This window comes from Bifidobacterium sp. SO4 (assembly GCF_018555355.1).
Classification (GTDB): domain Bacteria; phylum Actinomycetota; class Actinomycetes; order Actinomycetales; family Bifidobacteriaceae; genus Bifidobacterium; species Bifidobacterium miconisargentati.
The window spans coordinates 29770-53416 of sequence record NZ_JAFEJP010000005.1; the positions used below are offsets into that span (position 1 = coordinate 29770).

Genomic DNA, 23647 nt, shown 5'->3' on the forward strand with positions numbered 1-23647 from the left:
GATGAACACAATCGGACACATCGCCGAGCGGGTCGAGGACGGCCGCGCGGCGTGAGAGGTTGGAGGCACCCATGAAACCTGCGGAGCACAACATCGACAACGCGGACTCGGAGTTCTACATCTACACCCCCAGCAAAACGGCGTTGAGCACGTTCCTGTACCCGCTGCGCGCGGGACTGTTCCATTACGAGGCCGGCTACCGGCAGGAGCGCAGCTCGTTCGACAGTTTCCTCATCATGGCCCTGCGCAGCGGATCGTTCACCGTCCGCACCGATCAGGGCGAACAGCAGGCCCGGAAAGGCGACTTCGTGCTGCTGGACTGCTACGGGCACCACTCATACGGCACCGACGAGGACAGCGAGGTGCTGTGGCTGCATTTCGACGGCACGATGGCGCGCGCCTACTTCGACCTGATCAACGGCAAGCTCGGCTCGGTGTTCTCGCTGCGGGATCCGAACTACGCGCTGACCAGGATGTCCAATATCTACGAGACGTTCCATACGGCATCGCGCGTGAGCGAGGCTCAGATGGCGAAGTACATCACGGACATCCTCACCGAATTCGCAATGGCCGCCTCCGACAGCGACGCCACCGTGCAGCGGCAGCCGCACGCCATCGAGGACGTGCTCGCCTATATCTCCAATCATCTGAGCGACCCGCTGCCCATCGACGAACTGGCGGCACGCGCGTTCATGAGCGAATACCATTTCATCCGCGTCTTCAAGAAGAAGACCGGATACACCCCGCACGCCTATATCGTGGACGCGCGCATGCACGCCGCGAAGTACCTGCTCATCAATTCGGACATCCCGCTGAAGCAGCTGTGCGAGGAGTGCGGCTTCACCGACACCAGCACGTTCTGCGCCGCGTTCAAGCGCAAGAACGGCGTCTCCCCCATCGAATTCCGCAGGCAAAGCGAGGTGGGACGATGACTCCCATGACGATGCGCATCGGCAATGCCGGCGACGGTGCCGAACCCGGCATCAGCGCGCAAGTGACCGATTACGGGGCGCGTCTGATGTCTGTCGTCGTACCGGATCGCGACGGCAATCCCACGAACGTGCTGCTGGGGCCGCCTTCGGCGGGCGACTACGAACACGACGATTGCTACCTGGGCGCGATCATCGGCCGCAACGCGAACCGCATCGCCGGCGCACGGTGCGCCATCGGCGGCAAAACCTACCAGCTGTCAGCCAACGAGGGCACCAACAGTTCGCACAGCGGGCCGGACGGCTACGAACATCGCCGCTGGACCGTCATCGAACATGGGCGGGACTCCATGACGCTGGCACTGACCTCGCCGGACGGTGACCAGGGATTCCCGGGCACGATGGATATCCGGGCCCGTTACGGCGTTGCCGGAAACGCGCTGGACCTCGTCATCGACGCGGATTGCGACCGGACCACCATCGCCAACATGACCAACCATGCCTACTGGAACCTTTCGGGCGAGGGCAGCGGGAACATGCTCGATCAGGAACTTCAGATCTTCACCGACCGCTTCTGCCCGACCGATGAGCGGTTCATTCCGCTGCCCCATGCCCCGGTCGAGGGCACGGCGATGGATTTCCGTACGCCGCGTGTCATCGGCGAGGCCCTGCGGTCGGGGCTCGATGCGAGCGACGCCCAGATTCTTGCCGCACGCGGATACAACCATGCGTTCGTGTTCGAGGACGCCGCAGGGCAACTGCCGGGCGCCGCCGCACTTGAGCCGAGCCGGTTGGACGGGAGCAAGCCAGACGAACCGGGCCATCCTGATGCACCAGATGCATCCGGCGCATCAGGCAGCCCGCGCAAGCCGGCCAACGGCAATGGACTGCGCAAACTGGCGAGCGCGTACAGCCCGCGCACCGGCATCCGCATGACGCAATACGCCGACGCCCCGGCCGTGTTGTTCTACAGCGCCGGATTCATGGACGACGTTCCCGGCACCAGCGGGCACACGTACGGCCCGTCGGCCGGCTATGCCCTGGAGCCCGGCTTCGTGCCGAACTCCATCAACGACCCATCCGAGCTCTCCCCCAAGCTGCCCGCCGGACAACATTATCGGCTCCACATCCGTTGGGAATTCACGGTGAATGACCGTTCCACGCATCAGCCCACCCCTGCCGTAAAAGATTAAAGAACGGACGGACACCGCCAACGTGGACGGCGACGGAAGCTGGAACCACATAGGTCCGTTCGGCTAGACGCCCGAATCCGGCTCCTTATACGGTGGCCACAAGCGTACCAACACCACCGGCAAAGGAGCCCTCATGTCCTCATGCTCCGACGATGGAACGTATGACAATCGTCATACACCAAGGTATGATAATGAAATACAACTCAACATCGAGATACATCCGCATGCACTGCAGGCGCATCATCTCACCAGGGAACAAATCGAATCCGCATTCGATACACGCCTTGGACCGGCAAGAATTCGATGGCGTGACCACGCGACGGACCCGCAGCGATGGGCGGTCATAGGATTCGACCAGCATCGCCGGCCAATCGAACTGGTTTACGTGAAGACGGCGGACTCAGAGCCGCTCGTCATTCATGCGAACTATCTCACCAAAGGATTCTTCACGGAATGGAGCCGAGCATGAAGCAGTACATAGCCGAAGATGGCACACCGATTACCGACAATATGGTCGACCGCTGGGCGCAGGAGGCTGAAGACGGCTTCCCGAATTCGACACTCACACGGGAGAACGACCCGTTCCCTCCAAGTCGAGCCGATATGAAGGCACACACCATCCGTATGCCGGAAGAGCTGTGGAAACTGGTGGAGGCGGCGGCTCAGGCCAAAAAAGTCACACCAAGTGAATATACCCGACAGGCACTAGGGCAAAGTCTCGCCCAAGCCGGGCTCACCCGCGATCAGAAAATCCTCATCTACGCGCAAACGCATCATCTGACGAAAGAGGAAGCCATTGATGAATTACTGGATAAAGCACTGGCATGAGTAATCGACCGTTCCGGCGCTGATTCGATCAGGCCACACGGAACGATCGATTACTCATTGATTGGCAATTTGCCCGGCAATCGCCAGGCAATGCAACAGGCCTACTTGGCCACGTATGCGCCGGCCAGCTCGTCCAGGCGGGCGGCGAAGCGGGGCCAGTCGGTCTTCATGGCGGTCAGGAGCTTGCGGTTCGGCACGTCGTCGATCGGCACCCAGCAGATCTCCTTGCTTTCGTCGTCGTTCGCACGCGGCTCGACATGGTGGCCGGGCTTTTCGAACGCGAAGACGGTGGTGTACGCCCACGGGCCGTGGTCCTCACGGTAGGAGCCGACCACCTCGATGTCCTCGGGGGTGATGTTCGCCTCCTCGTAGCTTTCGCGCAGCGCGCCCTCGATGGGCGATTCGCCGTCCGCCGTGGCACCGCCGGGGATGCCCCACGTGCCGCCTTCCGCACTCCATGCCGCACGGTGCTGCATCACCACGTCCGTCACCTTGCCGGTGGCCGGGTCGCGGCGGGCCAGCAGAATGCCGGACGCGCCGTTGGTGCCCCAATGCTTGCGGCCGCAGGCGCAGTCCACCCAACCATCGCCGGGCTGGTGCACGTTCTCCACGGGCGGCAGGTTATCCTTGCCCGCCGCCGGGATACCGGCCGCATCCGCCGCCTCGGGCGCGCTTTCGCCGCGCTTGACGTTCCACAGGTCGGTCCAGTCCACGCCGAGTTCGCGGGTCAGCTTGCGCAGGAGCGGCAGGCTGATGCCGATGATGCCGTGCGGGTCGCCTTCGATGCCGTCGATGAACGCACCGCCGAAGCCTTCCAGCGTGAACGATCCGGCCACTTCCAGCGGCTCGCCGGTGGCGATGTACCGTTCGATGTCCTTGTCCGTGAAGTCGCCGAACTTCACGACGGCGTGGCTAGCCCCGCGCGCCACGCGACCGGTGGCGAAGTCGATGACGCAGTGGCCGGTCCACAGCTCGCCGCTGGCCCCACGCATCCTGCGCAGGCGTTCGCGCGCGACTTCGGCGCTGTGCGGCTTGCCGTAGCATTCGCCGTCCAGCAGGAACATCGAATCACAGCCGATGATGAGCGGGCCGACCGTGGCGCGCGTAAGTCCCGGCTGCATGGCGATGACGTTGGAGATGGGTTCGGTGACGGTCGGCATATCCACGCCGGAGAAGTCACGGGTGGTGGCGATGCGGTCCTTGGAGTAGTCGATGGCCTGGGTTTTCTCGGCAGCGGCGTTTGGCGTACCGGAGCCGGGCTCGGCGGCCTTGGCATCCTCGGCCTGCACCTCGGCGGCACGCAACGGGTAGGCGATCACACGTTCGCCGGTCGCGGCGGCGGCCGACGCGGCCACATTGCGGTAGGCGCGGTGTACGGCCTGCGCCTTGGCCTCGGCCAGGATCATCACCCGCTGATCGACGGTCAGGTCATCGACCGTCACGCCGGCGGTCCGGGCGGCGGACTCCAGCGCGGCGGGCTCATCCACATGCGAGACGCGAATCGTGGGGCAGATGCCGGCCGCATACAGCACATCGCGGCGCGGCTTGGACTTGGACGCAAGAATCAGCGGAATGGACATTCAACCCTCCTGGCTTAGGTTCACTACCTTGCATTGTATGGATTGGCGCGGGCATTGGCCCTGGCCGCATCCTTACATCTTCGACACGCCCGGGTGAAGTTCCGTGCAACGATTCGCGAGCTTCGCACGTATATACCTGTGAACGCGACGAAAGGGAGACGGTCATGGGTTGGTTTACGGCGGCACGACGAGGCGGAGGCGGGCGTAACGGTACATCCGCCGGAACCTCCAAAGCCGCCGATGCCGCCGACGGCCGAGCCAACGCACATGTCACGTCCGACGACACAGCCTGGCCCGCCAGAGCCACCGGCACCGTCAATGCCTGCGACGAAACCCATGTCGCGACCGACGAGGCTACCGAAACCCGCGCCGCGACCGATCGTCGTCTGATTCGCGCCATCGTCAGCCATGGTTCGCAGGAGGCGGCCGACCAGCTGGTGCGCGCGTATTTCGATGACGTGTGCGCTTTCATCTGGCGCACGACCGGCGACCGCGACCATGCGCTCGACCTCACGCAGGAGACGATGATCGCCGTCCTACGGGCGCTATCCACCTACGACCCCGCCAAGGCGTCGGTGCGCACCTGGATGCACGCCATCGCCTCACGCAAGGTGATCGACGCGCGGCGGGCGCAACGCATCACGATCACACCGTTGGACCCACAGCCCAGCACCGGCGCTGGCACCGGAAACGGTGACATCGTTGGCAATGCCATCGCCAACGGCACCGCCGAGCCCGTCGCCGGCACCAAGCAGGCGCGGGATCCGGCCGAATCACAGGCCGACGCCGACCTGCTGACCCGAATCGAGACGTTCGTCTCCCGGTTCGACGCCGGCACCCAGGAGATTTTCCACCTGCATACGGCCGCCGGACTCACGTTCCCGCAGATCGCGCAGGCCCGCGGCGAGCGCACGGAGGCCGTGAAGGCCCGCTACTACCGACTTATCCAAGCGATTCGAAAGGAGTTCGGCGATGAACGAGCAGACTGATCGCAACATCACCGCGGATTCCGGCAGCCGCCCATACAACGGCGTCCACACCGTCAACATCACTGCGGACACCATCAACCGGGCCGCCGACCGCGGTGACTTCGACCGTATGGAATCCCGCATCATGCGGGCCCTAGCGGCACGTACGGCAGCCGCGGCCGCTACGGATGAGCCCAAGTTCGGGGCACGCACGACTGCCGGTACAGTCAATGCCAGCGTTGCCACAGTGCCGTATGCCGGCCATACTGACAGCAATACCTCATACGATGCCCTCGTTACGCACGCGACCGCCCCGCACAATGCTCCGGAGAACACATCGGCGGACGAAGCCGTCAACACTGCCATCGCCAACGCTTTGGCAGCCTCGCCGCTACGCCGCGAACACGCGATCGCAACGGCGGTCCAAGCGGGAGTGCCCAAGCGTGTCACCCTGTGGTCCACGCTGCGCGAGGCGCGCGGATCCCTGCGCCTGCGGGACCTGTTCTTCGGCGCATGGGACTGCGTGGCCGTGGCACTGGTGATGACCGTGGCCGTCTGGCTGATCCCGTTCCTGCGGATACTGTCCGACGGCGCGCGCGTCTTCACCGACCCTGGCATCCTGTACGCAAGCATGTTCCTGACCGCACCGTTCATGTACGAGGCCACGCATCTGCTGGTGCGCTGGCGCGAGCATGAGCAGCGAACCGACGAATTGCTGCGCACGATGCGCTGGTCGTTCGTCCGCCTGTGCGCGCTGCGCATGCTGGTGGTGGGCGCGGTGGCGGCCACGTTCATCGTGGCGTATGGACTGTGCGTCAACGCGGTCGGCATGCAGATGGGATTCGTCGGATCGAACGGCATAGCCGGTGTGGCAGGCCTACCGAATGCAACCGAAACGACCGGATTCGTCACGGCGGCAAACGCCCCGATCTCCCGGTTCTCGCTGGCGACGTTGCTGGGCGTGGCGTTCAGCGCGCTGTTCCTCTTCGGCATCGCGCAGTTGACGGCGGACGTTCGCTGCCGATGGCCGTGGACGATGGCCGTGGTGCCGGCCGCATGGGTGGCGCTGGGCGCGGTGCTGCTGGCCTGGCACGACGTACTGACTCCGCTGCTGACCGGCCTGCCACCGACGGTCGCGCTGGTCACCGCCGTGGCGACGGGCATCGCCTACTTCGCGGCGATGAACCGATTCGTACGCCTCTCCCCCGCCGTCGCGCGGTTCGCCTGATTGCCACGTCTGACTGCGCCAAAACCAGAATTGGCTCAATACCTTTAACTACCCCTCAGTCGGCTCTGCCGACGGCTCGTCCTGCAATTAATGACGAACTTCGTTCGCAACTTACTAGCTCGACTGTCGTCTCGCACATTGCCTACAAACAGCTCCGCTGTTTGCTTCACGGCAATGTCCTGACAAGGGGAGCCAAGAAAAGGTGCGGCTCGCTTCCACCCGAAAGGATCTACCATGCTCACTGTTGACAACGTATCCAAGAAACTGTCCGGCAAAACCATCCTGCACGACATCAACCTGGAGTTCGACCACGGCGTCTACGGCCTGCTCGCCCCGAACGGCGCGGGCAAGACCACGCTGATGAAGCTCATGACCACGCTGCTCTTCCCCGACACCGGCGCGATCCGGCTGGACGGCGAGGACATCACGGCCCTCGGCGAGCGCTATCGCGGCCAGGTCGGCTACCTGCCGCAGGATTTCGGCTACTACCCGAACTACACGCCACGCCAGTTCCTGCGCTACATCGCCGCGCTGCAGGGCATGCCGCGCGCCGGGCTTGGCGAACGCATCAATACCCTGCTGGACATGGTCGGGCTCGCGGATTCCGCGAACAAGCGGATGCGAACGTTCTCGGGCGGCATGATCCAGCGCGTAGGCATCGCGCAGGCGCTCGTGCATGACCCGCGCATCCTCATCCTCGACGAGCCCACCGCGGGCCTCGACCCGAAGGAGCGCGTGCGCTTCCGCAACATCATCCACTCGTTCGCCGCCAATCGCATCGTCATCCTTTCGACCCACATCGTCTCCGATCTGGAAACGATCGCAGGACATATCGTGATGCTGCGCGACGGCACGGTGTTCGCCAACGCCGCGCCCGCCGACATCTGCAAGTCGATGGAGGGCAAGATCTACGAGGTGCCGGCGGACATGCCGCTGACCGGCGGACAACGATTGCTGTCCGAAGTGCAGTACGGCGGCGTGACGCGGCTGCGCATCTACTCGCCCGAGCCCATCGCCGGAGCCTCGAGTCTGCCGGTGCCGGGCATCGCGCCCACCGGCCCGGTCGCAGTGGCACCGAATCTCGAAGACGCTTTCCTGGTCATCTACGGAGGCTGAGATGAGCACGTCACGACCCGCACGGCACGTTCGACTCCAATCGGGTGTCAGCGTAACGGACTTGACCGCCGCCAAGACCGCAGCCGCCGGCGCAACCCGAACCGCCCTGCATCCCCTGCGATTCACCGGCACCGAGCTGGTCAAAATCGCGCGACTGCCGTTGGTGTGGGCGTTCGTCGCCGTGTTCGCGATGGTGAATCTCATGCTGGCCGCGACCGTGCCTGCGAACACCGTCGCGCTGCACAATTACGCGAGCGCCGTCGCCGTGACCATCGGCGGCAGGACCGGCACCGACTTCAGCCGGAAGCTTGCGCAGGTCGATACCGGTTCCGGCGAGTCCGGCAACGGCACTGTCGCCGACATCACCAACGACACCGCTGCCGGCGGCACGGCGACCGGCGTGCCTGCCGCAACCAACACGTCTTCATCCCAGTCAGCCGCCGGCACCGACGATGCCACTGTCGACAGCCCGGCAAACGACGCATCACCCACCGACGCAATCGTTATCACCGCACGAATCCCCGCCGATTCCACGCTGACGGACGACGAACTGCACCGGCAGCTCACGGCCGTCACCGCGGGCGTGACGAACACGCTCGCCTCCTACGATCCGTCGCCCATGCGCGATGCGGTGCTCGCGCAGGTCGCCGGTGATCCGGTGGCCACCTGGCTGATGCAACGCAAGTACGATGCCTACGCCGCTCGCGTGACGCATCTGACCGCAACCGGAGCGGCGATGGACCTGGCGGCCGGGACGGCCACCGATGACACGTTGCTGCACTGGTCTCGCATGACCGGCTATCTGTTCTTTGAGACCTGCGCTCTGGCGGTGCTGCTGATGGCGTTGGCGCTCGGTTCCGAACGCACGTCCGGCACCGAGCAGCTGTTGATGACCACTCGCACGGGTCGGCGGCTCACGGCGCCGAAAATCGCAGCCGGACTCATCGCCTCGACGGTGGCGTACCTGCTGCTCGTGGCAGCGATCGTGGTGCCGTATCTCATGGTGTTCGATGTGCGCGGCGTGTGGAGCGCGAGCGTGTCCAGTCAGTTCAACACGGTGTTCGGGCAACAGCCGTTCATCACTTGGTGGGATCTGACCATCGGACAGTATCTGTTCGTGAGGCTGGCGCTGGGGTTGGCGGTCACGTTGTGCTTCGCGCTGTTCACGGCGGTGTTGGGATTGCTGATCCGCAATACGTTCGCGGTGGCGGGCTGCGTGGGCGTGGCCGTACTGCTGGTGATCGGACTTGTGGGTGCAGCGCATTCGCTGGGATTGCCGTGGCTCGCGTGGGTCGGCGGGTTCAATCCGGTGGGCGTACTGCTGCTGCGTGAGCAGTGGTTCACCGAACTCGGGCTCGACGCGCCGACCGCGTTCTGGGAGACCGGCGTGACCGCATGTTCGCTGGCGTATCTCACGGCTGGCGTGCTGCTGGCGCGACGTTCGTTCAATCGTAAAGACCTGAAATAGCAAAGGAGCCATCATGACATTGTTCGCAGCGGAGATGCGCAAGATCTGGCGCCCGCTTCCCGTACTGATTCTCATCGCGATGGGCGCGCTGTGGACGTTCGTCGGCATCCTGCCGGCCTTCGACGACTACACCGCCACCGACCGCGTGGCCTGGACGGCACTCAATCTGTCCAGCGAGCGACGGCTTATCGACCGTTACGGCCCACTCACCGACAAGAGCACCATTGACAAGATGAAGGCGGACATCCCACGCCTCGAAAAGCAGGTGACACGCGATATCCAGATGCACCCGACCGAAGCCAAGACGCTCGGCATCAGCGACTTCGCCGGCTATGAGCGCTGGCACGACTCGATTGCCAGCGGAACGTTCTACCCCACCGGCGCGCCCAACACAATCACCGATGGCAGGACTTCGACCGGCGCGAGTACGGCCGAAAGCGCCGCCATCGACGCCGCCAAGCGGGCGAAGGACCCGACCGAGCACATGACCGAAGAACAGCAACGCGCGGTGGGCGAGGCCGACCGAGTCATCACCCAGGATTCCGAGGCGTTGCAGGATCTGTACAACATCAGCCTGCTGATGAGGCATTTCCCCATCACTCAGGCCGACGCGCAGCACAATCTGACCAATTCGGTGGAGATGCTGCGGTCCACTGCCAGCACCGATCACCCGATCACGGCATTGCAGAAACAGTTCGAACACGATTACCGGGCGGAGGCGGAGAATGGCTGGTCGGCCGCGATCTCCGGCGGCTGCGCGACCACGGACATCACCGGCAAGACGGTCACGAACGAGACCGACGGCGAGTCGAACGGCAATGGCGGGACCGGGACCGGTGATGCCGCCAACGGTGCGAACGGCAGCGACGGGAACAGCAAATCCGGCACCGCAGACGACAACGGCACAAATGACAACGGTTCCAGCGCGAGCGGGACTGGCGATGCCGGCGCCGTGGACGCCAGCGGTTCCGAATCAGCAAACGATAGCAGCAACGGCGATGGCACCGCAGACTACGCCCAGCTCGGCACCGGATGCGACCCGAATGACGCCTCGCTCGGTTCGCAGTCGTACCGCGTGCCCGGCACGATGCCGAAGGCCGTGACCGAGCGGCTGGCCCGTTACGCCGCGGACCCCGGCCGATCCAGCTACATCCAGTACAACGTGGTGGAAAAGACGTGGACCTATGCGGCCATGGTCGCCGTGTTCTCGGTAATCGCCTCCGCCGCGATGACCGTGCCGGTGATGGTGCGCGACCGCGGCCGTCGCATGACGCAGCTGCAGTGGGCCTCGCGCTCGGGCCGTGCCGGGCAGCATGCGCGCGTGGCGGCGACGGCGTCCAGCTCGCTAATCATCGGGCTCGTGTCGCTGGCCGTGTTCGGCATTCCGTTGGCGGTGATGCTACGTGACTTCCTTGCCGTGCCGGTGCTGAATCTCAACTCGAACGTGAGCGTCGCCGGAATCTCACTCGAATCTCTGTTTGGCGCGCCGATCGTGCCATGGGCCTATTGGACGTTCGGACAGTACTTGGCGATCATCAGCGCGACGGTGCTGGTGCTGACGCTGGCGATTACGATGGTGGGCGCGTGGCTGTGCCGTTCGATGCGCTCGATCATCCGGATGCTGCTGGTGATGGTGCCGCTGCTGTCCCTCGTGCTATTGCCATCGCGGTTCATCTACTTCCAGAACATGTTCCTCATGGGCAACTGGTTCACGAACCGACTGACCGTGCCAGGGCTGGAGGCGTGGATGCCGTTGGGCGTGCTGGCGCTGTCCGCGGCGGCTTGGATGTTTTCGACGTTCCGGCTCGGTCGCCGCGAACTGTTGATGAGCTGACCGGCTGCGTCGGTTCTGCAGCCGGTATGAACCAATGCCGACCGCTGTACATCAACGCCAGCCGACACCAGCCGATGCGAACCGTCACTAAGTATGCGGCCCAACCATGGCTCCGCATACTTAGTGAGGTTTTACAGAGCAAAACAGACACTATGTATGCGGATGCTTCGTTCAGCCGCATACATAGTGTCTGTTTCGTGGTTGTTCAGCAGTAAGAGGGCCGATAAGGAATCACTCCGATCGGACTCCCCTACCGCCGTTCGATCTCCACGCCCTTGGTGTTGATGGGCAGGTGCAGCACGCGCCAGTGGCCGGATGCCAGCTGGGTGGCGGCCACTTGGTCGATGGCCTCGCGTGCGTTGCCGTAGTGCAGCACAAGCACGCACGGGCCGGCACCGGAGACGGCGGCGGCGTAGCCCTTGGCACGGAACAACTCGATCAGTTCGGCGGACGGCGGCATCAGCGGCGTGCGATACGGCTGATGCAGTCGATCCTGCGTGGCCGTGAATAGCAACGCATTGGCCTGCGCGGCCGCGGTGGCGAACGCGGCAGGAGTCACCTGACCGGCGCCTGCGCCTGCGGAGTTTCCGCCCAGCGCATCGGCGCCACCCTGGGCCTCGGCCTGTGCCAGCACCACCGGGTTCATCGCAGCCGGCAGCAGACCCACACGGGACACGTTGTACACCGCGTCCTTATGCGGCACTTCCTTCGGCAGCGCCTGGCGCGCCTTTTCGGTGGACAGCTCGTAGTCCGGCACGAACACGGCCGCGGTGATGGCCGGGTCGACCGGGTAGTTGACCGTGTGGAAGCCGCCATGCAGCGGTTCGCCGCCGGGGATGGCCACCGAGCCGACGCCTTCGGCGGTGGCGAAGTCCCAGGAGACAGTCAAGCCGCCGAATACGGCCGGAGCCACGTTGTCCGGATGGCCTTCGATCTGCGCGGCCATGTCGAAGATGGCCGGACGGTTGAGCTCGCCGGGCTGGGCGAAGGCCGCGGCCGCCGCGATACCGGCCACGATGGCCTCGGCGGAGGAGCCCATGCCGCGGGCCTGCGGAATGTTGTTGGTGGCCTCGAGCGTGAAGCCGAGACGTCCCAGGCCAAACGTGGCGCAGGCGCGGCGGAAGGTGGAGACCACCAGATGGGTTTCGTCGCGCGGAAGCGTGTCCTCGCCCTCGCCGTGGATGAACACGTGGGCGATGCCGTCGGCGGGGTCGGGGTTGAGCGTGAAGGTGAGCTCGTCGTGGTAGTCGAGCGCCAGGCCCACGGTGTCGAAGCCGGAGCCGAGGTTGGCGGACGTGGCGGGCACGCGCACGCGCACCTGTGAACAGATTGGATTCATGGTTGTTCCTTAAAAAAACGAGCTCCCCTCAGCCTGCTCCGCAGCCGGCTCCCCTCTGTGAGGACGTTGCCGTGAAGCAAACAGCAGAGCTGTTTGTAGGCAATGTGCGAGACGACAGTCGAGCCAACAACATGCGAACGAAGTTCGTCCGTAATTGCAGGACGAGCTGTCAGCGAAGCTGACTGAGGGGAGCTCCACGCTACCGGGAATCACACTGCGTGCGATGCCGTATTATGCTGCGACGCTCACTACTGTTGAAGCACGAAATCAGTCCAGCACGCGCAGGATGGACGGCTCGCCGGTCACGAAGTCGAGCGCCTGCACGGCCTTGACGGTCTCGCGCAGCGTCTCCTCGTCGGTCAGGTGGGTCACCACGCGCAGCTGCTGGATCTCGCCGTCGTAACCGGGGTCGGTCATGGTGGGCTTGAGGTCCTGGTTCACGCCGTTGATGGACACGCCGTTCTTGGCGAACTCGGCGGCGATGGCGGCCAGCACGCCCGGCTTGTCGTGGATGAGGAAGCGCACGGCGAACGCGGCCTTGGAAGCGTTGATCGGAGCCTTCTTCAGGTTCTTGTACAGCGGGATGGACGGACCGGTGCAGCCGGCGGCGATGTGACGGGCCTCGGTGACCACGTCGCCCACCACGGCGGAGGCGGTCGGAGCGCCACCGGCGCCGCGGCCGTAGAACATGAGATCGTCGGCGGCCTCGGCCTTGACGAACACGGCGTTGAACGAACCGTGCACGGAGGCCAGCGGGTGGGTCTCCGGGATCAGGGCCGGGTAGACGCGAGCGGAGACGCCGGCCTCGCCGTTCTCGACCACGGCGAGCAGCTTGATGACCTTGCCCTCGGCGGTGGCGGCGGCGATGTCGTCGGCGGTGATCTTGGTGATGCCCTCGACGGACACGTCGTCGATGGTCACGGAGGTGTGGAAGCCGAGCGTGGCCATGATGGCGGCCTTGTTGGCGGCGTCGTAACCCTCGATGTCGCCGGTCGGGTCGGCTTCGGCGTAGCCCTTGGCCTGGGCGTCCTTCAACACGTCGTCGAACTGGAGGCCCTTGGTGGTCATCTCGTCGAGGATGTAGTTGGTGGTGCCGTTGACGATGCCGAGCATGCTGGTCACCTTGTCGCCCACGAGGGACTCACGCAGCGGGCGCAGGAACGGGATGGCACCGCCCACGGCGGCCTCGAAGTAGATGTCGACGCCCTTGGCCTCGGCCGCGGCGTAGATCTCCGGACCGTACTTGGCCAGCAGCGCCTTGTTCGCGGTGACCACGGAGGCGCCGGACTCGATGGCGGCGAGCACGAACGTGCGGGCCACGGTGGTGCCGCCGATGAGCTCGACGACGATGTCCGCGTTGGTGGCCACGCTCATGGTGTCCGTGGTGACGATGGACTGGTCGATCCACGGGAACTGCTCGGTTTCCTTCGGATCCAGGCATGCCACACCGGTCAGCTCGATCGGACGGCCGATGCGGGCGGACAGCTCGTCCTTCTGCTCGACGATGAGGCGGGCGGTCTGGGAGCCGACCGTGCCGGCGCCCAGCAGGCCTACGCGAATCGGGGTTTCGTTCTTTTCTGCCACTTGAGGGGTCCTTCCAAAGAGGTATTGCTCCACGGCCATTGTACGGATTGATTCCTACAGCGGCCGGGAATCGTCCATTCGACTTGCTTGCCTTTGCCGGTACCGGCTCACTCGCTCACGTCGAGGGCGAGCAGGTCGTCGATGGTCTGGCGGCGCAGCATCACGTGCGCGTCGGACTCACTCACGGCCACGACGGCCGGGATGAGCGCCTGGTTGTAGTTGGAGGCCATCGTGCGGCCGTACGCGCCGGTGACCGGCACGGCCAGGATGTCGCCGCGACGCAGGTCGGCGGGGAGTCTTACCTCGTGCACCACGATGTCGCCGGACTCGCAGTGCATGCCGCACACGCGGGCGAGCATCGTCTCGTCGGAACCTTCACGGTTGGCGAGGCGCGCGGTGTAGTCGGCGCCGTACAGGGCCGGGCGGATGTTGTCGGACATGCCGCCGTCCACCGAGACGTACACACGCTCGTTGATCGGGTTGCCGGCGGAATCCTTGGCGTCGGACAGGTGCACGTGCTTGATGGTGCCCACGCGGTACAGCGTCACGCCGGCGGGGGCCACGATGTAGCGGCCGGGCTCGAAGCTGATGGCAGGCGCGGGCATGCCGAGCGCGCGGTTGGTGGCGGTCACGGCCTCGGCCAGGCGGGTGAGCTCCACATCGATGTCCATCGAGTCCTCGCCGTCCGTGTAGGCCACGGAGTAGCCGCCGCCGAGGTCGATCTCCGGCAGGGTGAAGGCGTCGGTGGCGTACAGGGTCTTGCGCAGCAGCATCATGCGCTTGGCGGCCTGGATGAAGGCGGTCGCGTCGTGGATGTTGGAGCCGATGTGCGAGTGCGCGCCGACCAGTTCGAGCACGTCCTGGTTGGCCAGAATGGTCTTGAGCACGGCGATGGACAGACCGTCGGCGATGGCCGTCATGGCCTCGGCCAGCGCCTTGTCCTTGTCGGAGACCTCTTCGTGGGAGAGGTCGTACGGGTACTTGACGTCGTACTGCAGCTGTCGTTCGTGATGTTCGGCCGGCTCGTTCGGCGCGGCATCGGCTACGGCGTTGGCGGCCGGCGCGATGCGCGCGTTCGTGACGGCCGGCGTCACGTCGGCGAGGTTGTTCAGCACCGTGTCCAGCACGGAGGCGTCCGCACCGGACGGCAGCAGCGGCACGCCGAACTTCTGGTCCTCGTGCGCGGTGGAGATGTACTCGTGGCCGCCGGCGTGGACACCCACGGTGACGCGCAGCATCACGCGGGCGCGCTTGCCGAGCCTGCGGGCGATGGCGGCGATACGCTCGGGCTCGTTCGGCTCGTCCACCACGATCTTGGCGAAGCCCTGCTCGATGGCGAGGGCGATCTCCTCGTCCGACTTGTTGTTGCCGTGCAGCACGAGGCGGCGGCCGGGCACGCCCGCGGCGAGGGCGATCTTCATCTCACCCATCGTGCAGGTGTCCACGAGCATGCCTTCGGCGGTGACCAGGCGCACGATCTCCTTGGACAGGAACGCCTTGCCGGCGAAGCTCACATGCGTGGTGGAGTTGTTGAACGCCTTGGCCGCGGCGGACACGAAGTGGCGTGCACGGGCGGCCACCTCGTCGGTGTCGATGAGGTAGAGCGGCGAGCCGAACTCGTCCAGGAGCGATTCGGCGGTGCGACCGTGGAACGTGATGGCGCCGGTCGCAGGGTCAATGGCCGTGGCGGCCGGCCAAATCGGTGAAATAGGCATGATGCAGGTCCTTTTACTTGGACTACCCCTCAGTCACGCAGTGCGTGACGGCTCCCCTGACAAGGGGAGCCGAGGGAAAAAGTCACATCTTCTCCGGAGCGGTGACGCCGAGCAGGTCGAGGCCGGCGGCGATCACGTCGCGCACGGCGTCGTTGAGCTTGAGGCGTGCGGCGGCGCGGGCGGGCTCCGGGGCCTTGGCGATGCGCGCGGCTTCGGCTTCGTCGCCGCGGGTCTCCGGGTCGGTCAGCTCCATCGGCACCACGCGCTCGACGTTGTACCACTTGTGGTACGCGGCGGCCAGGTCCTCAAGGTAGTGGGCCACGCGGTGCGGGGCGCGGGCGTCGCCGGCCAGGGTCAGCAGAGCCGGCCACTGGGCGAGCGCCGCGAGCACCTCGCCGTCCGCCTCGGTGTCGAGCAGGCTCAGGTCGGCGCCCTCGTACGTGATGCCGGCGGCCTCGGCGTTGCGGTCCACGTTGCAGGAGCGGGCGTGCGCGTACTGCACGTAGTAGACCGGATTGTCGTTGGAGTGGGAGGCGAGCAGGTTAAGGTCGATGTCCACCGGGGAGTTGTAGTCGGTGCGAGCCAGCGAGTAGCGGGAGGCGTCCGTACCGATGGCCTCGACCAGGTCGTCGATGGTCACGACGTTGCCGGCGCGCTTGGACATGCGTACGGCCTTGCCGTCCTTCAGGACGTTGACCAGCTGGCCGATGAGGATCTGCATGTTCTCGCCGGGCTTGTCGCCGAAAGCGGCGCACATGGCCATCATGCGGCCGATGTAGCCGTGGTGGTCGGCACCGAGCATGTAGATGGCCACGTCGGCCGGGTCGGTGTCGCGGTGGCGCTTGTTCCAGTAGTACGCGATGTCCGCGGCGAAGTAGGCGAACTCGCCGTTGGACTTGATAATCACGCGGTCCTTGTCGTCGCCGTGCTTGGTGGACTCGAACCAAGTGGCGCCGTCCTTCTCGTAGATGTCGCCACGCTCGCGCAGCACCTCGATGGCGCGCTTGACCTCGCCGTCGGAGTACAGGCTGTTCTCATGGAACCACACGTCGAAGTGGACGCGGAAGTCCTTCATGGACTTGCGGATCTCGTCGAACATCATCGGCACGGCGCGCTTGCGGAACTCCTCGCGCACCTCGGAATCGGACTCGCCGATCGGCTCGCCGTCGGCGTTGAGGCCCTGGTCCTCATGCTGCAGCGCGGTGAGCTCCACGCCGTCGGCCTTGGCCTCGTCCTGGACGCGGCGGGCGATCTCGTCGATGTACGCGCCCTTGTAACCGTCGAACGGGGTCTCGGTCTGGTAGCCGGCCTCGCCGAGGTCATTGGCGCGGGCCCAGGCGGCCACAAGGGACTTGGCGAAGCGGTTGATCTGCTCGCCGTGGTCGTTGAAGTAGTATTCGCGCACCACCTTGGCGCCGTTGGCCTCGAGCACGCGGGCCATGGAATCGCCGGTAGCGGCCCAGCGGGTGCCGCCGATGTGGATCGGGCCGGTGGGGTTGGCGGAGACGAACTCGAGGTTCAGGGTCTTGCCGGACAGGTGGTCGTTGCGGCCGTAGGTGGAGATGCCGTGCTCGTCGGCGGGCGCGTTCAGCACCTGGTCCACCACGGCGGCGGCCGAGGCGGAGTCAAGGGTGATGTTGATGAAGCCGGGGCCGGCCACTTCCACGGACTTGATGCCGTCGGCCTCAGCGAGCGCGGCGGCGAACGGTTCGGCCAGGTCGTGCGGCCTCATGCCGGCCTTCTTGGCCAGCTGCATGGCGATGTTGGAGGCCCAGTCGCCGTGGGCGCGGTCCTTCGGGCGCATGACGGCGAGCTTCTCGACGGGCGGGATCAGATCGTCGGTGAGGGTGCCGGCCTGACCGGCAGCGACGAGGTTGTGGGCAATCTTGGAAATCAGTTCACTTAAGGCTTCAGGGCTCATTCTTTCAAGGATACCGGCAACGGTGACGTTTGCGGCGTGCGGGCCGCCCTGTCCCGGCGGGCCCGGCGGAGCATGCGACCCGATACATACCGACTGACGGTATGTATATAGTGCAGGGCAGACCAGCATCCAGCCAAGGAAACATCATGACCAATCCGCAATCCACCCGTTCGCCGTTGCTCGGCCGCGACTTCATCCTGCTCGTCGCCGGACAGGGCATCTCGCTGTTCGGCAATCTCATGCTTCGATTCGCGATGGCCATGTGGGTGCTGGACGAGACCGGCTCGGCCACCATATTCGGCTCCATTCTGGCGATTTCCGTGGTGCCGATGATCGTGCTCTCCCCGTTCGGTGGCGTGCTGGCCGACCGTGTGAACCGCCGTACCATCATGGTGGCGCTCGACGCCGTTTCCGCCGTGCTGGTGCTGGCGAGCGCGCTCACGTTCGCCGCGGTGGGCTTCAGCATCGTGGCCATCACGGTGATGCAGGTGGCCCTGGCCGTGCTCGGCGCATTCGAGACGCCGACCGTGCAGGCCGCACTCCCCCAGATGTTCCGCGATTACGGCCAGGGCACGCTGCGCAAGGCGATGGCCGTGGTCAACCAGGTCCAGCAGCTCGGCTCGCTGCTGCCGAGTTTCCTGGGCGGCGTGCTGTACGCGATGTTCGGCATCCGGCCGATGATGGTTGTCACCATCGTGAGTTTCGCCGCGGCGGCCGTTCTCGAATGCTTCATCCGCCTGGCCGCGCCCGACCGCGGCGACGAGAAGCTGCCCACGCCCCTCGAGGATCTCAAGGCCGGCATGCGATTCCTGGTCAGGGACCGGCCGAACGTGTTCGCGCTGCTGCTGTTCGCGGCATCGCTGAATTTCGTGATCATCGGCAATTCAGCAGTGGGATTCCCCTACGTCATCCGCACGGTGCTGGGCTTCGACGCCACGGTCTACGGCGTCGCGGACGGCTTGGTGGGCGTATCCGGTGTGGTGGGCGCGTTCGTCGCCGGGCTATTCGCGGCGAAGCTCACGATGCGCGGGTTCCCCTTTGCGATGGTGGGGCTGACGGTGTCGCTCCTGCCGCAGGGCATCGTGTTCCTGCTGCCGGTGTCCGCCTGGGTGAAGCTCGTGGTGCTGGTGGGCTTCACGTTCGGCACGATGGTGGCGAGCTGTTTCTCGAACCTCATCGCCGTGCCGACCATCCAGCTCAGCACGCCGGACGCCATGACCGGCAAGGTGATGGCGATGGTGGCGGCGGTGAGCATGTGCGCGCAGCCGCTCGGCCAGATGGCCTATGGCTGGGCGTTCGACCACCTGCCCGTAGCCGCAGTGCTGTTGGCCTCGGCCGGATTGCTGGCATTGGGTACCGCGGTGTCGGTGCCGCTGTCCAGGCGGTTCGAGGCATAACAAAACCGGCCTCCCCTCTGGGAAAGCCGGCTGTGATGTCGTCAGTCAGTCTCAGTCACGCAAGGCACAGGCCGAATCAGTCGAAATCGGCGCCCAACGCCTCGAGCTTGCCGCGGAAGTCCGCATAGCCACGGTCGATGAGCGAGATGCCGTGCACATCGGACGGGCCGGACGCGGCCAGCGCGGCGATCAGGTGCGAGAAGCCGCCACGCAGATCCGGCACGTCGATGTCGCGGCCGGTCAGCGGGGTCGGCCCGAAGATCACGGCCGAATGCTTGTAGTTGCGCTGCTGGAAGCGGCAGGGCAGGGATCCCAGGCACTCGCGGTACAGCTGGATCGTGGCGCCCATCTGCACGAGCGGCTTGGTGAAGCCGAAGCGGTTCTCGTAGACCGTCTCGTGCACGATCGACAGGCCGTTGGCCTGGGTCAGGGCCACCACGAGCGGCTGCTGCCAATCGGTCATGAAGCCGGGGTGCACGTCCGTCTCGATGGCCACGGGCTTCAGGTCGCCGCCCGGATGCCAGAAGCGGATGCCCTTGTCGGTCACCTCGAACTTGCCGCCCACCTTGCGGAACACGTTGAGGAAGGTCATCATCTCCGGCTGGGTGGCGCCCTTGACGAAGATGTCGCCGCGCGTGGCCAGCGCCGCGGCGGCCCAGGAGGCGGCCTCGATGCGGTCGGTCAGCGAGGTGTGCGTGAAGCCCTGCAGCTCCTTGACGCCCTCGATGCGGAACGTGCGGTCCACGTCCACGGAGATGATCGCGCCCATCTTCTGCAGCACGGCCACGAGATCCATGATCTCCGGCTCGATGGCCGCGCCGGACAGCTCGGTCTTGCCTTCGGCGAGCACGGCGGCCAGCAGCGTCTGCTCGGTGGCGCCCACGGACGGGTACGGCAGGTGGATCTTCGCGCCGTGCAGGCCGTTCGGGGCGGTGATGTGGATGCCGTCCTTATGCTCCTTGTCCACCGTGGCGCCGAGCTTGCGCAGGGTCTCCAGATGGAAATCGATGGGTCGGCCGCCGATCGCGCAGCCGCCGAGCGCCGGGATGAACGCCTCGCCCAGGCGGTGCACCAGCGGGCCGGAGAACAGGATCGGGATGCGGGAGGAGCCGGACAGCGTGTCCACGTCCGCCACGTCCGCCAGCTGCACGTGCGAGGCGTCGATGGTCACGATGCCCTCCGCGCCGTTGACGTCCACGCTCACGCCATGCAGGCGCAGCAGGTCGGAGACCACGTGCACGTCGCGGATCTCCGGCACGTTCTTCAGGACCGACTTGCCCGGTGCCAGCAACGCGGCCACCATGGCCTTGCTGACGAAGTTCTTCGCGCCACGCACCTTGATGGTGCCGTTCAGCGGCTTGCCGCCCTCAACATGCAGCACATCGTTCGGATTCTCAGCCACGCCAACTCTCCCATTCCTCATCCGGTTCGGCGAAACACTATCGTCCAGTCTGCCATAACCCATGTGCGCACATGGTGAAAGGCGACATGAATGCGCTCCCAGCAGAGCAATCGCCCGTAATGCCGCCGACCGGCATCATTCGTTGGTACAGTGGCCTGTGGAGGGCCGGCCGAAGCGGACCGGGCCGCCAGGTGGGGCCAAGCCGCGCGAACCGCGCATCACAGGCTCCGCCGCACGCAGGTCACGCCAATACCTGACACCTGCCACAAGCAAAGGAGCATTTATGACCACCGTCGCCGTCATCGGCTGCACGCACGCCGGCACGTTCGCCGCCACTTCGATTCTCGCCGAGCACCCTGATTGGACCGTTCACGTCTTCGAGCGCAACGGCACGCTGTCCTTCTTGTCCTGCGGCATCGCGCTGTGGGTGGGCGACCATGTGTCCGACCCGAAGAAGATGTTCTACTCCTCCCCCGAGGCGCTGGCGCAGGCGGGCGCGACCATGCACATGCGCACCGATGTGACGTCCGTGGACCTGGGCGCCAAGACCCTCACCTACCGTCCGCTGGACGGCGGCGACGAGGCCGGTGCGGCCGGCGAACAGACGCTCGCGTTCGACAAGCTCGTGGTGACCACCGGCTCGCGCCCGGTGATTCCGCCGATTCCGGGCATCGACAGCCCGCATGTGCTGCTGTGCAAGAACTGGGACCACGCCATCGCCATCAAGGAGAAGGCGAAGACCGCCAAGTCCGCGGTGGTGATCGGCTCGGGCTACATCGGAGCCGAAATCGCCGAGCAGTTCAGTCTCACGGGCGTCAAGACCACGCTGGTGGACGGGCTGGACCGTCCGCTGGCCAACAACTTCGACAAGGCCATCACCGACCAGGTGGCCGCCGCGTTCGAGGCGCACGGCGTGACGCTCGCGCTCGGCCAGAAGGTGGTGGAGTTCCGCGACAATCCGGACGACACCGTCACCGTCATCACCGAGAAGGGCGAGTACACGGCCGAAATGGCGATTCTGGCGGTCGGCTTCCTGCCGAACACCGACCTGCTCAAGGGCAAGGTGGACATGCTGCCGAACGGCGCGATTATCGTGGACGACTACATGCAGGCCTCCGTGCCGGACGTGTACGCCGCCGGCGATTCGGCCACCGTGTTCTACAACCCCACCGGCAAGCACGACTACATCCCGCTGGCCACCAACGCCGTGCGTCAGGGCCTGCTCGTGGGCCGCAACATCGAGACGCCGACCGTGAAGTACATGGGCACGCAGGCCACCTCGGCCGTGCAGCTGTACGACCTGTCGCTGGCCGCATCGGGCCTGACCAAGGCGGGTGCCGAACGCCGCGGGCTCACGGTGCGCGAGACCGAGCTCGTGGACGACTACCGTCCGGACTTCATGCTCACCACCACACCGGTCACCTCGATCCTGACGTGGGACCCCAAGACCCGTCAGGTCAAGGGCGGACAGTTCTGCTCCAAGGCGGACATCTCCGGTGCCGCGAACGTGATCTCCATGGCCATCCAGGCCGGTTTCACCGTGGATCAGCTGGCCAATGTGGACTTCCTGTTCCAGCCGAACTTCGACAAGCCCGTCTATTACGTGGGCGCCGTGGCCATGAAGGCCGCCGCGGAGTGATTCCGATTCCAAAAATGACGGGAATCCTGCCCCGGTAAGGTGTTCCGCCACCGGTAAGGTGTGTCTTCCGTACAAGGCTCTTTCCTGGTGCGGCGGACACATCCCATAGCGTTACTTTTCACGAAATGAGGCCATAGCTCGTGAAAAAGGCACGCTGAGTCGTTCTCAGTGTTACCTTTTCTCGAACTATGGCCTCATTTCGTGAAAAAGGCACGCTGAGCGCTCATCAGCGTTACCTTTTCACGAAACATAGGTTTATTTCGAAAATAGTAACGCTGACAAGTGCACGGCGATAGTCACTAGCTACTGCAAGACCTATACGACTTCAAGGAACTTAAAGACTCGCCTTGATCTTGTGGGCGAGTTCGGCGTCCCACATGGCGCCGGTGGCGGACATCACCGAATCCGCGCCAGCCTTCTTGTACGCCGCGTAATCGGCGGGCGAGACCACGCCGCCCACGCCGTTGATGGCGAAATCGAGGCCGGTCTTCTCGCGGATGGCGGCGAGACGGGCCACCATGTCGAGGCCGGCGCCGCGAATCGCGTTGCCGCACACGCCGGAACGGTCACGGCCCGCACCGGGCAGGGCCTGGTTGCCGTCCTTGTCCACAAGGCGCGCGGAGATCGTGTTGATGGTGCTGAAACCCTGCACGGTGCCGCGGCCCACGGTGGAACGCACCATGAGCTCAAGGTCGTCGTCGCTGGGGATGTATGCAAGCTTGATCATCAGCGGCGTATCGCCGATTGCCTGCTTCACGGCCTCGGTGATGCGGCCTACGAGCAACGGGTTGTGGCACAGGAGACGGTTGTGCCCCTCGTTCGGGCAACTGGTGTTCATCACCATGAGCTTCGCGCCGGTCTCCTTGACCAAGCGGGCGGTGGTGGCGTGGTCGGCGATGTAGTCGTCCTCGCTCATGCCCTCCACACGTGAGCCCTGGAAGCTCGGCACCAGCACTTGGCCCGGGCCGGCCGCGGCAATGGCGGCCTTCATGTCCGGCTGCCAGACGTCCGGGTCCTGCGAGGGCACGCCGAAGCTGTTGGAGATGGAAATCGGCAGGTCGTAGTTGGTGTCCGCCAGCACGCCTTCGTCGAGTTCGGCGCTGCCGGGGGTCAGCGAGCCGTCCGCCGACCTGGGGTGCACGGCCAGCACGTTCGGGAACGGATTGCAGCCCCATGCGCGCGAGCGCACGGTCTTGTAGGTGGCCAGGTCGAAGCCCATGCGGAAGGCCGCCGTGGTGTAGCGGCTGTTGAGCAGCGGGCCGGCGGGGATGCCGAATGCGAGGTTGACCGGCTGACCGAGGAACGTTTCGGTCGGGGTGGCTGCGGAGCCGGAGTCAGCCGATGCGGCTGAAGCGGCTTCATCCCCAGCCAGCGCCTGCGCGAACGCCCCGAACGGGCCTTGCGCGTAGTTGTCCTCGTAAGTGCGGTTCACATCGTAGAAAGGCTCGAAATCACTCATGACTCAACCATAAAACACACCGCGCCAACGGCTCACCGCCATCCCGC

At 65.3% G+C, this 23647-nt stretch carries 18 protein-coding genes; 11 read left to right on the forward strand and 7 right to left on the reverse strand.

Annotated features, from left to right (window positions below):
• Positions 1–71: 71 nt before the first annotated feature.
• From JS536_RS05065 to JS536_RS05080, 4 genes are all read left to right on the forward strand, one after another.
• A complete protein-coding gene (locus JS536_RS05065; protein ID WP_214356031.1) occupies positions 72–932 on the forward strand; it encodes an AraC family transcriptional regulator in 861 nt (286 codons plus the stop codon).
• Positions 929–2122 carry an aldose epimerase family protein gene (locus JS536_RS05070; protein ID WP_214356032.1) on the forward strand — a complete coding sequence of 398 codons (1194 nt, stop codon included), beginning with the start codon at positions 929–931 and terminating at the stop codon, positions 2120–2122. Before JS536_RS05065 ends, JS536_RS05070 begins: the two co-directional genes overlap by 4 nt.
• A 133-nt stretch (positions 2123–2255) precedes the next feature.
• Positions 2256–2591, forward strand: coding sequence for a hypothetical protein (locus tag JS536_RS05075; protein ID WP_214356033.1), 336 nt, complete (start codon positions 2256–2258; stop codon positions 2589–2591).
• Complete coding sequence (locus JS536_RS05080) at positions 2588–2950, forward strand: hypothetical protein (protein ID WP_214356034.1); 363 nt, start codon at positions 2588–2590, stop codon at positions 2948–2950. Before JS536_RS05075 ends, JS536_RS05080 begins: the two co-directional genes overlap by 4 nt.
• A 101-nt stretch (positions 2951–3051) precedes the next feature.
• Here the strand turns inward: JS536_RS05080 and JS536_RS05085 are convergent, their stop codons facing one another.
• A complete protein-coding gene (locus JS536_RS05085) occupies positions 3052–4530 on the reverse strand; it encodes a Maf family protein (RefSeq protein WP_214356035.1) in 1479 nt (492 codons plus the stop codon).
• 164 nt (positions 4531–4694) lie between these two features.
• Between JS536_RS05085 and JS536_RS05090 the strand changes: the two genes are divergently transcribed.
• The 5 genes from JS536_RS05090 (at position 4695) to JS536_RS05110 (ending at position 11144) form a co-directional block, all read left to right on the forward strand.
• Positions 4695–5519 carry a sigma-70 family RNA polymerase sigma factor gene (locus tag JS536_RS05090; RefSeq protein ID WP_214356036.1) on the forward strand — a complete coding sequence of 275 codons (825 nt, stop codon included), beginning with the start codon at positions 4695–4697 and terminating at the stop codon, positions 5517–5519.
• On the forward strand, positions 5503–6726 hold the full coding sequence (locus JS536_RS05095) for a hypothetical protein (protein ID WP_214356037.1): 1224 nt from the start codon (positions 5503–5505) through the stop codon (positions 6724–6726). Before JS536_RS05090 ends, JS536_RS05095 begins: the two co-directional genes overlap by 17 nt.
• A gap of 234 nt (positions 6727–6960) precedes the next feature.
• Complete coding sequence (locus JS536_RS05100) at positions 6961–7842, forward strand: ABC transporter ATP-binding protein (RefSeq protein ID WP_214356038.1); 882 nt, start codon at positions 6961–6963, stop codon at positions 7840–7842.
• 1 nt (position 7843) lies between these two features.
• Positions 7844–9310, forward strand: a complete 1467-nt coding sequence (locus tag JS536_RS05105; RefSeq protein ID WP_214356039.1) for a hypothetical protein — start codon at positions 7844–7846, stop codon at positions 9308–9310.
• Between the two features lie 13 nt (positions 9311–9323).
• The gene (locus tag JS536_RS05110; RefSeq protein WP_214356040.1) at positions 9324–11144 is read left to right on the forward strand and encodes a hypothetical protein; all 1821 of its coding nucleotides are present in this window, start codon (positions 9324–9326) and stop codon (positions 11142–11144) included.
• Positions 11145–11394: 250 nt separating this feature from the next.
• On the opposite strand, the gene JS536_RS05115 is transcribed toward JS536_RS05110, so the two are convergent.
• From JS536_RS05115 to argS, 4 genes are all read right to left on the reverse strand, one after another.
• Positions 11395–12483 carry a homoserine kinase gene (locus tag JS536_RS05115; protein WP_214356041.1) on the reverse strand — a complete coding sequence of 363 codons (1089 nt, stop codon included), beginning with the start codon at positions 12481–12483 and terminating at the stop codon, positions 11395–11397.
• A 267-nt stretch (positions 12484–12750) separates the two neighbouring features.
• Positions 12751–14067 (reverse strand): homoserine dehydrogenase, encoded by a 1317-nt coding sequence (locus JS536_RS05120; RefSeq protein ID WP_214304793.1) that lies wholly within the window; start codon positions 14065–14067, stop codon positions 12751–12753.
• Between the two features lie 107 nt (positions 14068–14174).
• Complete coding sequence (locus tag JS536_RS05125) at positions 14175–15782, reverse strand: diaminopimelate decarboxylase (protein WP_214356042.1); 1608 nt, start codon at positions 15780–15782, stop codon at positions 14175–14177.
• A gap of 82 nt (positions 15783–15864) precedes the next feature.
• Positions 15865–17703 carry an arginine--tRNA ligase gene (gene argS / locus JS536_RS05130; protein WP_214356043.1) on the reverse strand — a complete coding sequence of 613 codons (1839 nt, stop codon included), beginning with the start codon at positions 17701–17703 and terminating at the stop codon, positions 15865–15867.
• Positions 17704–17849: 146 nt separating this feature from the next.
• Here argS and JS536_RS05135 point away from each other — a divergent pair, with 146 nt between their 5' ends.
• On the forward strand, positions 17850–19100 hold the full coding sequence (locus JS536_RS05135) for an MFS transporter (protein WP_214356044.1): 1251 nt from the start codon (positions 17850–17852) through the stop codon (positions 19098–19100).
• Between the two features lie 76 nt (positions 19101–19176).
• Here JS536_RS05135 and murA read toward each other — a convergent pair whose 3' ends face one another.
• Complete coding sequence (murA, locus tag JS536_RS05140) at positions 19177–20502, reverse strand: UDP-N-acetylglucosamine 1-carboxyvinyltransferase (RefSeq protein WP_109056779.1); 1326 nt, start codon at positions 20500–20502, stop codon at positions 19177–19179.
• A gap of 283 nt (positions 20503–20785) precedes the next feature.
• Between murA and JS536_RS05145 the strand changes: the two genes are divergently transcribed.
• Positions 20786–22141: an FAD-dependent oxidoreductase gene (locus JS536_RS05145; protein ID WP_214356045.1), complete on the forward strand. Its 1356-nt coding sequence runs from the start codon at positions 20786–20788 to the stop codon at positions 22139–22141.
• A 334-nt stretch (positions 22142–22475) separates the two neighbouring features.
• Here JS536_RS05145 and JS536_RS05150 read toward each other — a convergent pair whose 3' ends face one another.
• The gene (locus JS536_RS05150; RefSeq protein ID WP_214356046.1) at positions 22476–23600 is read right to left on the reverse strand and encodes a diguanylate cyclase; all 1125 of its coding nucleotides are present in this window, start codon (positions 23598–23600) and stop codon (positions 22476–22478) included.
• Positions 23601–23647: the final 47 nt, after the last annotated feature.

Bases quoted from the DNA above. Each gene is read 5' to 3' on its own strand.
- JS536_RS05065 (WP_214356031.1), top strand. From the start codon at position 72: ATGAAACCTGCGGAGCACAACATCGACAACGCGGACTCGGAGTTCTAC.
- JS536_RS05070 (WP_214356032.1), top strand. From the start codon at position 929: ATGACTCCCATGACGATGCGCATCGGCAATGCCGGCGACGGTGCCGAA.
- JS536_RS05075 (WP_214356033.1), top strand. From the start codon at position 2,256: ATGTCCTCATGCTCCGACGATGGAACGTATGACAATCGTCATACACCA.
- JS536_RS05080 (WP_214356034.1), top strand. From the start codon at position 2,588: ATGAAGCAGTACATAGCCGAAGATGGCACACCGATTACCGACAATATG.
- JS536_RS05085 (WP_214356035.1), bottom strand. From the start codon at position 4,530: ATGTCCATTCCGCTGATTCTTGCGTCCAAGTCCAAGCCGCGCCGCGAT.
- JS536_RS05090 (WP_214356036.1), top strand. From the start codon at position 4,695: ATGGGTTGGTTTACGGCGGCACGACGAGGCGGAGGCGGGCGTAACGGT.
- JS536_RS05095 (WP_214356037.1), top strand. From the start codon at position 5,503: ATGAACGAGCAGACTGATCGCAACATCACCGCGGATTCCGGCAGCCGC.
- JS536_RS05100 (WP_214356038.1), top strand. From the start codon at position 6,961: ATGCTCACTGTTGACAACGTATCCAAGAAACTGTCCGGCAAAACCATC.
- JS536_RS05105 (WP_214356039.1), top strand. From the start codon at position 7,844: ATGAGCACGTCACGACCCGCACGGCACGTTCGACTCCAATCGGGTGTC.
- JS536_RS05110 (WP_214356040.1), top strand. From the start codon at position 9,324: ATGACATTGTTCGCAGCGGAGATGCGCAAGATCTGGCGCCCGCTTCCC.
- JS536_RS05115 (WP_214356041.1), bottom strand. From the start codon at position 12,483: ATGAATCCAATCTGTTCACAGGTGCGCGTGCGCGTGCCCGCCACGTCC.
- JS536_RS05125 (WP_214356042.1), bottom strand. From the start codon at position 15,782: ATGCCTATTTCACCGATTTGGCCGGCCGCCACGGCCATTGACCCTGCG.
- argS (WP_214356043.1), bottom strand. From the start codon at position 17,703: ATGAGCCCTGAAGCCTTAAGTGAACTGATTTCCAAGATTGCCCACAAC.
- JS536_RS05135 (WP_214356044.1), top strand. From the start codon at position 17,850: ATGACCAATCCGCAATCCACCCGTTCGCCGTTGCTCGGCCGCGACTTC.
- JS536_RS05145 (WP_214356045.1), top strand. From the start codon at position 20,786: ATGACCACCGTCGCCGTCATCGGCTGCACGCACGCCGGCACGTTCGCC.
- JS536_RS05150 (WP_214356046.1), bottom strand. From the start codon at position 23,600: ATGAGTGATTTCGAGCCTTTCTACGATGTGAACCGCACTTACGAGGAC.